We start from the raw sequence: 13,030 nt of genomic DNA on the forward strand, positions 1-13,030 counted from the left end.
GTCGGTCAGGCCATCCGGGGGCGTTCGCACGCGGGCGAGGGCGCGATGATACCGAGCGCAGCCGGCGACATCGGTCCGGCGGCGCGGCCGCTACCATCGGGCCCCATGGGCTCCATCCTGTTGGTCACCTTTCCCTTTTTTGCGCTGGTGGCGGCCGGCTACATGGCGGCGCGGCGGCGCTGGCTGCCGCTGGAGGCCATCCCTGGGCTCAACGGCTTCGTGCTGTTTTTTGCGCTGCCGGCCATGCTGTATCGCTTTGGCGCTTCCACGCCCATCGCCCGGCTGCTGGATGGCGCGGTGGCCGGCGTGTGGCTGCTGTGCGCGCTGGTGGTGGTGGGGTTTGCGATCGCGGTCAGCCTGGGCGGGCGCATCCGCTGGAACGATGCGGCCTTCGGAGCGCTGGTCGCGGCGTTTCCCAATTCGGGGTTCATGGGGGTGCCGCTGATTGCCGCGCTGCTGGGGCCGCAGGCGGTGGGTACGGTGATCGTGGTCATCGTGGTGGACATGGTGATCACGAGCTCGCTGTGCATTGCGCTGTCGCGTCTGGATGCGGGGGAGGGCGGCGCGCGCGCGGCGTTGCGGCAGGCGCTGCTGGGCGTGCTGCGCAATCCCATGCCGTGGGCGATCGGACTGGGGGCGCTGGCCTCGGCCTGGCGCATTGCGCTGCCGGGTCCACTGGACAAGACCGTGGGGCTGCTGGCCGACGCAGCGAGTCCGGTGGCGCTGTTCACCATCGGAGCGGTGTTGGCGCGCTCCCAAATGCAGGCCGATCACCCGATGCCGCTGCGCGATTACGTGCCGCTGGCGCTGATGAAGCTGCTGCTGCATCCGCTGCTGGTGCTGCTGGTGGGTGCGGGCGCCATCCAGATCGGCGTCGGTTTGCAGCCGGCGGCGCTGACGGTGATGGTGCTGACGGCCGCGCTGCCCAGCGCCAGCAATGTGTCGCTGCTGGCCGAGCGCATGGGGGCGGACAACGGGCGTGTCGCACGCATCATCCTCGTGTCCACGGCGCTGGCGTTTTTCACCTTTTCGGCCGCCGTGGCGTGGCTGCGGTGACGTTACCGAGCGGCGTCGATCAGAAGCTGAGCGGATCGACGTCGATCGCCCAGCGCGCCAGGCCGCGCGTGTCCGCGTGGGCGCGCAGGGTATGCAGCCGCGGCATCCAGGCGGCCAGCAGCGCCTGCAGGGCGGGGCGGTGGGGGCTTTCCAGCAGCAGCTGCGCCCGCTCGATCCCGGCCACGCGCGTCAGCGTCATGGGCACGGGCGCGTAGAGCGTGACGTGGGCGCGGCCGGGCAGGTCGTGCGCGGCGTCGGCGGCATGCCGCAGCCAGGCCAGGGCGGCGTCCAGCTGGCGCGCTTCGGCGCGCAGCAGGGCCTGGTGGCTGTACGGCGGCATGCCGGCGGTGCGCCGCTCCTGCAGTTGCTGGGCGGCAAAGGCCGCATAGTCGTGCCGGGCCAGCGCGGCGAACAGGGGGTGCTCGGGGTAAGCGGTCTGCACCCACAGTTCCACGGTGCTGTCCTGCGCGGCGACGAAACGGGCATCGCGCCCCGCGCGGCCGGCCGCCTGCATCAGCAAGGTGAACAGCCGCTCGGGGGCGCGCCAGTCGCTGGCAAAGAGCGCCCCGTCGGTGTTGACGCTGGCCACCAGGGTGATGCGCCGGAAGTCGTGCCCCTTGGCGATCATCTGCGTGCCCACCAGCACGTCGATCGCGCCGCTGTGCACGGCGTCCAGGGTGCGCTCCAAGGCCCCGGCCGCGCGCGCGGTGTCGGCGTCCAGGCGGCCGATCCGCACCGGGCTGCCGTCCGGCCGCCGCAATGCCCCCAGGGCCGAGGTGAGCTGTTCTTCGAGCTGCTCGGTACCGCGGCCCAGGGGGGCCAGATCCAGGTTGCCGCAGTCGGGGCAGGCGCGCGGCACGCGGGCCGCGTGGCCGCAGTGGTGGCAGCGCAGGCTGCGGTCGGCCTTGTGGAACACCAGGTGGGCGCTGCAGTGCGGGCAGCCGCTCTTCCAGCCGCAGTCGCCGCAGGCAATCACCGGTGCGTACCCGCGCCGATTCAGCAGCACCAGCGCCTGCTCGCCGCGCGCCAGTCGCGCTTCGATGGCGGCCAGCAAGGGGGGGGCCAGGGCGGTGCCGCGCGGCTGGTGGCGCAGGTCGACCAGCCGCAGCCGCGGCCAGTCCGCGCCCCCCATGCGGTCGGCCATGTCCACCCGGCGGTAGCGGCCACTCTCGGCGGCGTGCCAGCTCTCCAGCGCGGGGGTGGCCGAGCCCAGCACCACCCGGCACCCGTCCGCGCTGCCCCGGTGGGCCCGGTAGACGGCCAGGTCGCGCGCGGAGTAGCGCGCGCCCTCCTGGCTTTTGTAGCTGGGGTCGTGCTCCTCATCCACGACGATCAGGCGCAAACGCGGCAGGCTGGCAAACACCGCCATGCGCGTGCCCAGCACGATGCGCGCCTGCCCGCGGTGCGCCGCCAGCCAGTGCTGCAGCCGCTGGGCCGGGGTGAGCCGCGAGTGCAGCGTCGTGACCGCATCGCCAAACCGGGCGCGAAAGCGCTGCTCCAGTTGGGGGGTGAGGTTGATCTCCGGCACCAGCACCAGGGCCTGCGCCTGCGGGTCGCGTGCCAGCAGCCGTGCCGTGGCCTGCAGATACACCTCGGTTTTGCCGCTGCCGGTGGCGCCGAACAGCAACACGGGCCGCTCACTCGCCTCGATGGCCGACACGGCATCGGCCTGGGCCGGCGTCAACGCGGGAACGGGCGTGGGGTGGTCGGCGCAGGGGGCGGCCGCCGGTGCCGCGCGCGTCAGGCGGCGCTGCAATTGCGTCGAGGTCAGTTCCCGCAAGGCGGGGGGCAGTGCCGCCAGGGCCACCTCGCCCAACGACCGCTGGTAGTAGCGGGCGGCAAACGCCACCAGATCGCGCCAATCCGCATCCAGCGGCGGCAGCGCATCCCAGACCTCGGTGACCGGGCGCACCTGCTCGGGGGCGCAGGTGGGATCGGCGGGCGTCGGGCCCCAGGCGATGCCCAGCACCTCGCGCCGGCCCAGCGGCACGCGCACCAGGGTGCCCGCCGGCAGCGGGCGGTCGCAGCGGTAGGTCAGTCGGTCGCCCAGCCCGCTGTGGGCAGGGGCGGCCACCACCACCTCGACCCAGGTCGATGCCGGGTCCGCCGGAGACACCGGGGTAGAGGGGCAGGGCGGTTCCGTCACGGCCGTGCCAGGGACGTCACGCGCGGGCAGGCATGCGGGTTTTCCCGCTTGCCCCGAGAAACTGTGGATAACTTTGTCGACAAGCTGCGGATCGCTGCCGCAAAGCATTGTCCATCAAGGCTTCGACTGGATTGCCAAAAATTTTGGCAACACGATGAAACCATAAGATTTTCAATAACTTGCAGAATCCGCTTCGGCAATTGTCAGCGCCCGGGCCAGCCGGCGGACAGAGCGTCCCGCCCCTGCGAAAGTGTGCATAAAGCCCGTGCCGCACATGACCGCAGAGCGGGGTCAGGCCGTGCCGCGCATGCGCCGCGAGTGCGCGTGCACCGTCTCCACCAGCACCTGCACGTGCTCCGGTGGCGTGTGCTGGCTGATGCCGTGGCCGAGGTTGAAGATGTGCGTCGGCCCGCGCCGCGTCGGGTCGGTGTGCGGGGCGCCGAACGCCTCCAGCACCGCCACCGCCTGCTCGGCCACCGCCTCGGGGCTGGCCAGCAGCACGGCCGGGTCCAGGTTGCCCTGCAGCGCCTTGCCCGGCCCGCCCGGCAGCCCGCCCACCAGCGCGCGCGCCCGGCCCAGGTGCACCGTCCAGTCCACGCCCAGCACGTCGCAGTCCAGCGCCGCCATCTCGGCCAGCCACGGCGCGCCGCCCTTGGTGAAGACGATGCGCGGGATCGTCGCGCCGTCGTGCGTGCGCGGCAGCTTTGCCAGCACGCGCTGCGTGTAGGCCAGGCTGAAGCGCTGGAACATCCCGTCGGCGAGCACCCCGCCCCAGCTGTCGAACACCATCACCGCCTGCGCGCCGGCGCGGATCTGCTCGGTCAGGTAGGCCGCCACCGCATCGGCGTTGACCGCCAGCAGCCGGTGCATCAGGTCCGGGCGGCGGTACATCAGGCTCTTGACGTGGCGGTAGTCGTCCGAGCCGCCGCCCTCCACCATGTAGCAGGCCAGCGTCCACGGGCTGCCGGAAAAGCCGATCAGCGGCACGCGCCCGGCGAGCGCCCGGCGGATCGACGTCACCGCATCGAACACGTAGCGCAGCCGCTCCATATCCGGCACCGCCAGCGCCGCCACGTCGGCCTCGCTGCGCACGGGGCGCTCGAACTTCGGCCCCTCGCCGGCCTCGAAGCGCAGCCCCAGGCCCATCGCGTCCGGCACCGTCAGGATGTCCGAAAACAGGATCGCCGCATCCAGCGCGTAGCGCTGCAGCGGCTGCAGCGTCACCTCGGTGGCGAAGTCGGGGTTGCTGGCCAGCCCCATGAAGCTGCCGGCGCGCGCACGCGTGGCGCAATACTCGGGCAGATAGCGGCCAGCCTGCCGCATCAGCCAGATCGGGGTGTAGTCGGTCGCTTGGCCGAGGCAGGCGCGCAAAAAGGTGTCGTTGATCAGCGGGGCAAAGGACATTGGGGTTCGCTCGGGTGGTGCCGGATCGCGGCGCATTATCGCCGCACGGCCTGGAACGCCGCGCGCACCTCGGCCACGCTGAGCACCTCGGTCAGCACCTGGGGCGAGCGGCCCGGCACATGCAACACATAAACTGGCACGCCGCTGCGCCCGAGCTTGGCCAGCTCCTGCGTGATGGCCGGGTCGCGCCGCGTCCAGTCGGCGCGCAGCAGCGCGATGCCGGCCTCTTCGGCGTCGCGCAGCACCGCCGCGTCGCGCAGCACCGCGGCCTTGTTGACCTGGCAGGTCACGCACCAGGCGGCGGTGAAATCGACGAACACCGGCCGCCCGGCGGCCAACAGCTCGGCCTGGCGGGTCGCCGACCAAGGCTCCCATGCGTCGTCGGCGGGCCTGTTCTGCGCAGTGGAGGCGGCGCCGTCCGCCTCGCGCACCACCGCTGGGCCGACCGTCCAGGTCAGCGCCAGCAGCGCCAGCACCCCCAGTGCGCTCAAGACCCACGCGCGTCGCCCCAGCGCCCACAGCACCCAGGCCAGCGCCAGCAGCCACAGCAGCAGCGCCGCCGCGCCATGGATGCCGCTTTGCTGGCCCAGCACCCACAGCAGCCAGATCGCCGCCGCCAGCATTGGGAACGCCATCGCTTGGCGGAACGTCTCCATCCACGGCCCGGGGCGCGGCAGCCGCCGCGCCAGCCCCGGCCACCAGCTCGCCGCCAGGTACGGCAGCGCCATGCCCAGCCCCAGCGCGCCGAACACCGCCAGCGCCGCCGGCGCCGGCAGCGTCACCGCCAGCCCCAGCGACGCGCCCATGAACGGCGCCGTGCACGGCGAGGCCACGGCGGTGGCCAGCACGCCCGTCAAAAAGTCATTGGCCACCGGGTTGCGCAGCTGCAAGCCAGCCAGCCCCGACGGAACCAGGGCCTTAAGTTCGAACAAGCCCGCCAAGTTCAGCGCGATGAAGGTGAACAGCACCGTCAGCCCCGCCACCACCCACGGGTTCTGCAGCTGAAAGCCCCAGCCCACCGCCTCGCCGGCGCTGCGCAGCGCCAACAGCAGCCCGCCCAGCGCCAGGAACGACAGCACCACCCCGGCGGTGTACGCCAGCCCGCCCAGCCGGTGCGCGCGCTGATCGGCGTCGTGCGCCTGGAACGCCATCACCTTGATCGCCAGCACCGGAAACACGCACGGCATCAGGTTCAGGATCATGCCGCCCAGCAGCGCCCCGAGCAGCGCCAGCGTCAGGCCCAGCGTCGTCGGCCCGGTGCCGCCGGGCGGGGCCGCGGGGGCCGTGGCTGGGGGCGGCGGGGCGTCCGGCAGCGCCACCGCCGGCCAGGTGCCCTGCACGTCGGTCTCCAGCCGCACGCCGGCGGCCGCCGGGCCGTGGCCGGCCTCGGCGCGCGCCAGCACGAAGGCCAGCCGCGCCGCCGTCTCGCTGCGGTACGGGTTGAACGGCAGCGTCGCGCGCCAGGCGTCGCCGTCCCAGCCCTGCGTCCACGGCGCGCCCGGGGCGATCAGGTTGGCGGTTTCCGGGAAGAACTCCAGCGCCCGCCCGCGCCAGTCCGCCGGCAGGCCGCTGGCGCGCACGTGCAGCCCGGCCTCGTCCACGCGCAGCTCGGCGCGCGCCTGCGGCAGGGCGCGCGGCGCGGCGGCCCAGGCGGCCTCGAACTCCGCCGCATGCTGCGCGATCGGCACGCCGGCGGGCAGCTCCAGCCGCAGCGTGGCCTCTTCCGGCACGCATTCGCGGCGGCAGATCAGCCAGGTGGCGTGCAGCTGCACCGGCAGGCCGGCCCCTTGCCAGCCCGCCGGCAGCGTCACCGGCACCGGCAGCAGCACGGTGCCGTCGTAGCCGTAGTTGGCCAGATCCCCCAGCGGAAACTTGCGCGGCGTCGGCCACTGGATCGCGCCGGCCTGCACGCCGTCGGGCAGCGTCCAGTTCAGCTCGATCGGCAGGCCCGAGTCGCCCGGGTTGTGCCAGTAGGTGTGCCACTCGGGGGCGTGTTCGATGCGCAGCCCCAGCCACAGCGGCCGCCCGGCCGCCACGCCCTGCGGCGCGTGCGCCAGCAGCTGCACCTGCGCGTACTCGGTACGGGCGCGCTCGCCCGGCGCGCCGGCCGTGCCGCCCGACCCGGGCAGCCCCGCCAGCCCCCCCTGCGCCGCTACCCACAGCGGCAGCAGGGCGGCCAGCAGCCCCGCCGCCAGCGCGCGCGCCGCGCGCCGCATCGTCTCTCGCATCGTTCTCATCGTGCATCCATGGAACCGTCGCATCCCCCGGGGGTTCCCGGGGGCGGGCCCGATTGTCCGCCAACGCGCCCGATTGCCAAAATCAATCCCAGTCATCGTCGCGCGCCGGCTTCACAAGTCGCGCGCGCTGGCCAACAATCCCGCACGGTTAGTGTGGACGTGGAGGGATACGCATGCCTTCGATCGACAAGGCCATCGACGGTTGGGTGCAGCGCTGGCGCGAGCGCGTCGACCTGCCGCTGCGCGTCTGCTGGGGCGTGGGCGGCGGCGAGCCGGCGCGCTGCTGGGATCTCGGCACCTTCGACGCGCCGCGTGTCGTCATCACCGTGCGCGACGCCGCCGCGCTGACGGCGCTGCTCGACCCCTCGCTCGACAGCCTCGGCGAGGCCTACGTCGAGGGCCGCATCGACGTCGACGGCGACATCGACGACGTGCTGGCGATGGCACACACGCTGGTGCGCCGCGCCGCCGAGGGCGGGACGGCGCAGCCGACGCTGTTGCAGCGCATGGTCCAAGGCTTCACGCACAGCCGCAAGCTCGACCGCGAGGCCATCCAGTACCACTACGACGTCTCCAACGCCTTCTACGCCGAGTGGCTCGATCCGGCGATGGTGTACTCCTGCGCCTACTTCGAGCACGGCGACGAGGACCTGGCCACCGCGCAGACCAAGAAGATCGACCACATCCTGACCAAGATCCGCCTGCAGCCCGGCCAGACGCTGCTGGACATCGGCTGCGGCTGGGGGGCGCTGGTGCTGCGCGCGGCGCAGCGCTTCGGTGCGCGCTGCGTCGGCATCACGCTGTCGCAGGCGCAGTACGAGCTGGCGCGCGAGCGCGTCGCCGCCGCGGGCCTCGCGGACCGCATCGAGATCCGCCTGCAGGACTACCGCGACGTGGAGGGCACGTTCGACCGCATCACCAGCGTCGGCATGTTCGAGCACGTGGGGCTCAAGCACCTGGCCGACTACTTCCGCCTGGTCCGCGCGCGGCTGGCGCCGGACGGCTGGGCGATGAACCACGGCATCACCACCACCGACCCCGGCGACGGCGAGACGCCCTACGGCGGCGGGCGCTTCATCGACAAGTACGTCTTCCCGCACGGCGAGCTGCCGCACATCGCCACCGTGCTGCGCACCATGCAGGAAGGCGGCCTGGAGCCGTTCGACGTCGAGAACCTGCGTCGCCACTACGCGCGCACGCTGCAGTGCTGGAGCGCGACCTTCGAGGCCAAGCGCGAGCGCCTGCGCGCCATGGTGCCGGAGCGCATCTGGCGCATCTGGCGCGTCTATCTGGCCGGCTGCGCCTGGGCGTTCGAGCACGACCAGATCGCGCTCTTCCAGGTGCTGTGCCGCCCGGCCGGCCGCAGCGCGCAGGAGCTGCCGTGGTCGCGCCGCTGGATCTACGGCGACGAGACGCCCGCACCGGCCTGAGCGTCGCCTCGATCGAACCATGGACCGAGCAGCAAGTCGTGCCATGGGCCGATAAGATGCAGGGCATGAGCCCTCCGCCCGCTGCCGACTCCGCGCCCCGCCTCAAACGCTGGGCCGACCTGCGCTGGCCCGAATTCGCCGCGTTGGATCCCGCGCACACCGTGGCGGTCCTGCCGGTCGGGGCCACGGAGCAGCACGGGCCGCACCTGCCGCTGGATGTCGACACCGCCATCGTGGAGGCGGTCCTTGCCGCCGCCGCGGGCCATTTGCCGGCCGAGGCGCCGGTGTATGTCCTGCCCACCCTGCCGGTGGGGCTGAGCCCGGAGCACGAACGCTTTCCCGGCACCCTCACCCTGTCGGCCGAAACGGCGCTGGCGCTGTGGCGTGACCTTGGTGCCTCGGTCGCGCGCGCCGGGGTGCGCAAACTGGTCATCTTCAATGGCCACGGCGGGCACATCGGGCTGATGGACCTGGCCGGCCGCGAGCTGCGCGCTCGGCACGATGTGCTCGTCTGGGGGGTCAACTGGTTCCACCTGCCGCTCATCGAGCCCGACGGCCACGATCTGGAGGCCGATCTGGATGCGCGCGAGCGCCGCTTCGGCGTGCATGCCGGCCAGATCGAAACCGCGGTGATGCTGGCCATCGCCCCCGAGCGCGTCGCGCGGGACGCGTTGCGCGACTTCCCCTCCTCCTCCGAGGAGCGCGCGCGCCGCTACGCCCTGCTGGGCAATGGGCGCAGCGCCAAGTTCGCCTGGCAGATGCAGGATGTGCACCCCGCCGGCGCAGCCGGCCACGCCGCCGCCGCGGATGCCGACTGGGGCCGGCGGGCGGTGGCGGCGGCCGGCCGGTCGCTGGCCCAGTTGCTGCAGGATGTGGTGGCCATCCCCTTGTCCACCGTGGTGCCTGGCCCGTCGCTCGCTTGAGGGCCGTGGGGCCGCCGTCCACCGCGCGCATCCCGCGCCCGGTCGCGCTCAGGCGTGGGTGATCCAGTCGCGGTGCTCGGGGTCGGTCAGATGCGGCAGGGCATTGAAGCTGACCAGCGCGCAGCGTTTGGGGTTGTGCGCCACTTCCGTCACCGAGGTGTTGCGCATGCGCAGGTTCAGCTCGATCGTCGTCTCTGGGCTGGTCCCCAGCAGGTGCCCGACCAGTGTCGCAATCGGTCCGCCACTGCTCACCACCAGCACATCGCCGCGATGCCGGGTGCGCACATGGTCCAGCACCGCAACGGCATCCCGCACGAATTGCCGGTATGGCTGCATGCCGCGCGGGGTGATCACGCCCGCCATCCACTGGCGCAGCGCGTCGCGCAGCAGCCGAAAGTGCTCGCGGTAGCCCTCGGGCGTGTGCGGATCCGCTGGCGGTGGCGCGTTCAACGCCTCGATCAGCGCCGCGCTGTCGTATTCATCCAGCCCGGGCCAGATCTGGGCGTCCCCGTCCTCCCCCCAGCCGGTCCGGATCGCCTGCCAGGTCTCGGCGTGGCGGCGCAAGGTGCCGGTGAAGACGGCCTCGACGCGCATCCCGTGCGCGCGAAAATGCTCGCCCAGCCGCTGGCCCTGCCGCCAGCCCAGCGGGCTCAGGCGGTCGTAGTCGTCGCTGCCGAAGGATGCCTGCCCGTGGCGCACGAGGTGGATGGTTCCCATGCCCGGCATTCTGGGTCTGCCGGTCGTTGCGGGCAGTCGCGGCTGTGACGGGGGCCGATTTCCGCGGCCACCCAGGTAGGGCCGCTTGGTCTCACGGCCGTCCCGCGCCGCCCAGTCCCGCCGACAGCATCCAGACGGCCGTCAGCACCAGGGCCGCCGCCATCAGGCGGTTGAATACCCGCAGCCGCCGTCCGCTCGGTCGCCCCTCGACCAGGGGGCCGGCCAGCCAGCCACGCAACACCGAACCCACCAGCGCATAGGTCAGGTTGCTCGAGAAGGCGTAGAACACCATCACCGGCAGCACCAGCCAGAAGCGGGACCACCCCTGCGGATGCCCGGCAATCCAGCCGGCGACGATGGACAGCGCCAGCATCCACGCCTTGATGTTGAAAAACTGCAAGGCCACGCCGCGCGCGAAAGACATCTGCAAGCGCTGCGCCCCCACCTGGGCCAGCGTCGAGGTGCCGACCAGGCGCCACGCCAATACCAGCAGGTAAGCGACACCCCCCCACAGAATCCCCTGCCGCAGGACGGGCATCGCCAGCACGGCCGCGCCCACCCCCGCCGCGCACAGCGCCAGCAGCAGTGACCAGCCCACTGGGACCGCGCACACAAAGGGCAGCGCACGCCGCAGACCACCGTTGGCCGCCAGCGCGGTGGACAGCGTGGTGTTGGGCCCGGGCGTGAAACTGGTGGCCGTGGCCAGCGTCAGCAGGGCGAGGAACTCGCTCCAGGGCATGGAACGCGCAAGATGTCGTCGGAATGGGGCACTATACCTACGGAACGCCGATCAGCGGCTGCCGGGCGATTCTTCCCGCGCCCAGCGATCCAGCGCCTCCCAGCGCTCCAAGGCCTCCATCAGCGCCGCCTCGATCGCCGCGTGGCGTTCGGCCAGCCCCTGCGCCCGTTGCGGGTCGCGCCCATACAGCGTGCCGTCGGCCAGCTCGGTTTCGATGGCGCGCTGCTCGGCCTCCAGCGCCTCGATCTGCCCGGGCAGCGCCTCCAGCTCGCGCCGTTCCTTGTAGCCCAGCCGTCGCCGCGGGGTCGGCGGCGCGATGCTCGCATCGGCGGTGGGGCGCGGCTGTGTGGGGGCGGCGCCGGTCTTGTCCGTGTCTTCGGGCCCCTCATCCCGCCAGGCCGAGGGCCACACTGGCACGCGCCCATGCAGCCTCATCGATTGCGCCATCCAGTCCTCGACGCCGCCCTCGTACTCGCGCCAGCAGCCATCGCCTTCGTAGACCAGCGTGCTCGTCACCACCGCGTCCAGAAAACGCCGGTCGTGGCTGACCAGGAACACCGTGCCCGGGTAATCGGCCAGCCGCTGCTCCAACAGCTCCAGCGTTTCGATGTCCAAATCGTTGGTCGGCTCATCCAGCACCAGCACATTGGCGGGTCGCGCCAACAGCCGCGCCAGCAACAGCCGGTTGCGCTCCCCGCCCGACAGCGAGCGCACGGGGCTTTGCGCCCGCGCAGGCGAGAGCAGAAAATCCGCCAAATAGCTGCGCACATGGGTGCGCCGTCCCGCGCATTCGATCCACTCGCTGCCCGGGCTGATGAAGTCCTCCAACGTCGCATCCAGATCCAGCGCCGCGCGCATCTGGTCGAAATACGCCACCGTCAATTGGCTGCCCAGCCGCACCCGCCCGCGGTCCGGCTGCAACTCGCCCAGCAACAGCTTCAGCAGCGTCGTCTTGCCCGCGCCATTGGGGCCAATCAGCCCGATCTTGTCGCCTCGCAGCACGGTCGTCGACAGATCCCGGACGATCTCCACCCGCTGCGCCCCCTCGCCAAAGGCCAGGCTCACCCCCTCCAGCTCGGCCACCAGGCGGCCGCTGGCCTGGCCGCGGGCCACCTCCAGCCGCACCTGACCCACCGCCTCGCGGCGCTCGGCCCGGGCTTGCCGCAGCCGATGCAACCGTTCGACGCGGGCCTGCGCGCGTGTGCGGCGCGCCTCCACGCCTTTGCGGATCCAGACTTCCTCCTGCGCCAGCAGCCGGTCGGCCTTGGCCTGGATCACCGCCTCTTGCGCCAGTTGCTCGGCCTTCAGGGACTCGTACTGGGTGTAATCCCCGGGATAGCTGCGCAACTGGCCGCGATCCAGCTCCACGATGCGCGTCGTTACCCGATCCAGAAAGTGCCGATCGTGGCTGATCACCACCACACTGCCGCGAAAGGCCCGCAACTGGTCCGCCAGCCAATCGATCGCATCGATGTCCAAGTGGTTCGTCGGCTCGTCCAGCAGCAGCACCTCGGGCTGCCCGACCAGCGCCCGTGCCAGCGCCACCCGCTTGCGCACGCCGCCGGACAGCGTCGCCAGATCCGCGTCGGCCGGCAGACGCAGCCGGGCCAGCGTCTGCGCCACCCGCTGCTCCCAGCGCCACCCATCGACCGCCTCGATGGCGTTTTGCAGTGCGTCCAGATCGTCGTCCGGCCCGGGGTCCGCATAGCGGCGCAGCCAGGTGTGGATGTCTTGCAAGCCGTCGGCCACCGCGCCGAACACCGTCTGCCCATCCTGGAACGTCGGCTCCTGGGCCACATAGGCCCAGCGCAGCCCCTGTCGGCGTTGCAGCTCCCCCGTATCCGGCCGCTCCAGCCCGGCCAGTATCCGCAGCAACGACGACTTGCCCGTGCCGTTGCGCCCCACCAGGCCCACGCGCTCGCCGCCATCCAACACGAACTCCGCGTGGTCGAGCAGTGGGACATGGCCATAGGCCAACGAAGCGTCTTTCAGATAAATCCAAGTCATGGGCACCTCAAGCGGCCAGCCGGGGGTGCCTGGCCCCGGACCTCGAGAATCGGGCCTCGGTGCCGACCGCCATTGTTGACCGCCAAAAACGGTGTATACTAACGGGCTCTCGACGACGCAAGCGCTCAAGCGCAACAGCCAACAGCGCAAGTCGCCGGGTGACACACAAATGCAGCGTGTTTGCAAAAACGCCAAAAAGTGTGTCATAATACGAGGCTCTGCTGATCGCGGCGGGTTTCGGTGGGATCTTTAACAAACAACAGCCGATAAGCGTGGGCAAGCGCGGTGCGCTGCTGGCCTGGGCGGGGGAGACCCTGTCTGGGCGGGTGGTAGCGAGTGCTGCGACAACTTGCTCGCGCAGACAGTAAGCG

General features: G+C 71.8%; 9 protein-coding genes. 3 read left to right on the forward strand and 6 right to left on the reverse strand.

Annotated elements, in window-relative coordinates; translation table 11 throughout:
* Positions 1 to 105: 105 nt before the first annotated feature.
* Entirely contained in the window at positions 106 to 1,056 is a 951-nt protein-coding gene (locus tag A9O67_RS05710) for an AEC family transporter (RefSeq protein ID WP_068608224.1), read from the forward strand.
* 19 nt (positions 1,057 to 1,075) lie between these two features.
* On the opposite strand, the gene priA is transcribed toward A9O67_RS05710, so the two are convergent.
* From priA to A9O67_RS05725, 3 genes are all read right to left on the reverse strand, one after another.
* Positions 1,076 to 3,310 carry a replication restart helicase PriA gene (priA, locus tag A9O67_RS05715; protein WP_082955389.1) on the reverse strand — a complete coding sequence of 745 codons (2,235 nt, stop codon included), beginning with the start codon at positions 3,308 to 3,310 and terminating at the stop codon, positions 1,076 to 1,078.
* Between the two features lie 183 nt (positions 3,311 to 3,493).
* The gene (hemE, locus tag A9O67_RS05720; RefSeq protein ID WP_068608228.1) at positions 3,494 to 4,606 is read right to left on the reverse strand and encodes a uroporphyrinogen decarboxylase; all 1,113 of its coding nucleotides are present in this window, start codon (positions 4,604 to 4,606) and stop codon (positions 3,494 to 3,496) included.
* A 35-nt stretch (positions 4,607 to 4,641) separates the two neighbouring features.
* Entirely contained in the window at positions 4,642 to 6,834 is a 2,193-nt protein-coding gene (locus A9O67_RS05725; protein ID WP_231960227.1) for a protein-disulfide reductase DsbD family protein, read from the reverse strand.
* Between the two features lie 182 nt (positions 6,835 to 7,016).
* Here A9O67_RS05725 and A9O67_RS05730 point away from each other — a divergent pair, with 182 nt between their 5' ends.
* Both A9O67_RS05730 and A9O67_RS05735 read left to right on the forward strand, forming a co-directional pair.
* Positions 7,017 to 8,273, forward strand: coding sequence for an SAM-dependent methyltransferase (locus A9O67_RS05730; protein ID WP_068608230.1), 1,257 nt, complete (start codon positions 7,017 to 7,019; stop codon positions 8,271 to 8,273).
* A gap of 65 nt (positions 8,274 to 8,338) precedes the next feature.
* Positions 8,339 to 9,196: a creatininase family protein gene (locus A9O67_RS05735; protein WP_068608232.1), complete on the forward strand. Its 858-nt coding sequence runs from the start codon at positions 8,339 to 8,341 to the stop codon at positions 9,194 to 9,196.
* A gap of 48 nt (positions 9,197 to 9,244) precedes the next feature.
* Here the strand turns inward: A9O67_RS05735 and A9O67_RS05740 are convergent, their stop codons facing one another.
* From A9O67_RS05740 to A9O67_RS05750, 3 genes are all read right to left on the reverse strand, one after another.
* Complete coding sequence (locus A9O67_RS05740) at positions 9,245 to 9,913, reverse strand: histidine phosphatase family protein (protein ID WP_068608345.1); 669 nt, start codon at positions 9,911 to 9,913, stop codon at positions 9,245 to 9,247.
* A 91-nt stretch (positions 9,914 to 10,004) separates the two neighbouring features.
* Positions 10,005 to 10,652, reverse strand: coding sequence for a LysE family translocator (locus A9O67_RS05745; protein ID WP_068608234.1), 648 nt, complete (start codon positions 10,650 to 10,652; stop codon positions 10,005 to 10,007).
* A 51-nt stretch (positions 10,653 to 10,703) separates the two neighbouring features.
* A complete protein-coding gene (locus A9O67_RS05750; protein ID WP_068608236.1) occupies positions 10,704 to 12,659 on the reverse strand; it encodes an ATP-binding cassette domain-containing protein in 1,956 nt (651 codons plus the stop codon).
* Between the last annotated feature and the right edge of the window lie 371 nt (positions 12,660 to 13,030).

Origin of the sequence: Tepidimonas fonticaldi (genome assembly GCF_001675355.1) — a bacterium.
In the GTDB taxonomy this organism is placed as follows: domain Bacteria; phylum Pseudomonadota; class Gammaproteobacteria; order Burkholderiales; family Burkholderiaceae_C; genus Tepidimonas; species Tepidimonas fonticaldi.

What these genes read in the sequence shown, in the direction of transcription:
- A9O67_RS05725 (WP_231960227.1), bottom strand. Translation starts at nt 6,834, where the DNA reads ATGCGAGAGACGATGCGGCGCGCGGCGCGCGCGCTGGCGGCGGGGCTG.
- priA (WP_082955389.1), bottom strand. Translation starts at nt 3,310, where the DNA reads ATGCTTTGCGGCAGCGATCCGCAGCTTGTCGACAAAGTTATCCACAGT.
- A9O67_RS05735 (WP_068608232.1), top strand. Translation starts at nt 8,339, where the DNA reads ATGAGCCCTCCGCCCGCTGCCGACTCCGCGCCCCGCCTCAAACGCTGG.
- hemE (WP_068608228.1), bottom strand. Translation starts at nt 4,606, where the DNA reads ATGTCCTTTGCCCCGCTGATCAACGACACCTTTTTGCGCGCCTGCCTC.
- A9O67_RS05745 (WP_068608234.1), bottom strand. Translation starts at nt 10,652, where the DNA reads ATGCCCTGGAGCGAGTTCCTCGCCCTGCTGACGCTGGCCACGGCCACC.
- A9O67_RS05750 (WP_068608236.1), bottom strand. Translation starts at nt 12,659, where the DNA reads ATGACTTGGATTTATCTGAAAGACGCTTCGTTGGCCTATGGCCATGTC.
- A9O67_RS05710 (WP_068608224.1), top strand. Translation starts at nt 106, where the DNA reads ATGGGCTCCATCCTGTTGGTCACCTTTCCCTTTTTTGCGCTGGTGGCG.
- A9O67_RS05740 (WP_068608345.1), bottom strand. Translation starts at nt 9,913, where the DNA reads ATGGGAACCATCCACCTCGTGCGCCACGGGCAGGCATCCTTCGGCAGC.
- A9O67_RS05730 (WP_068608230.1), top strand. Translation starts at nt 7,017, where the DNA reads ATGCCTTCGATCGACAAGGCCATCGACGGTTGGGTGCAGCGCTGGCGC.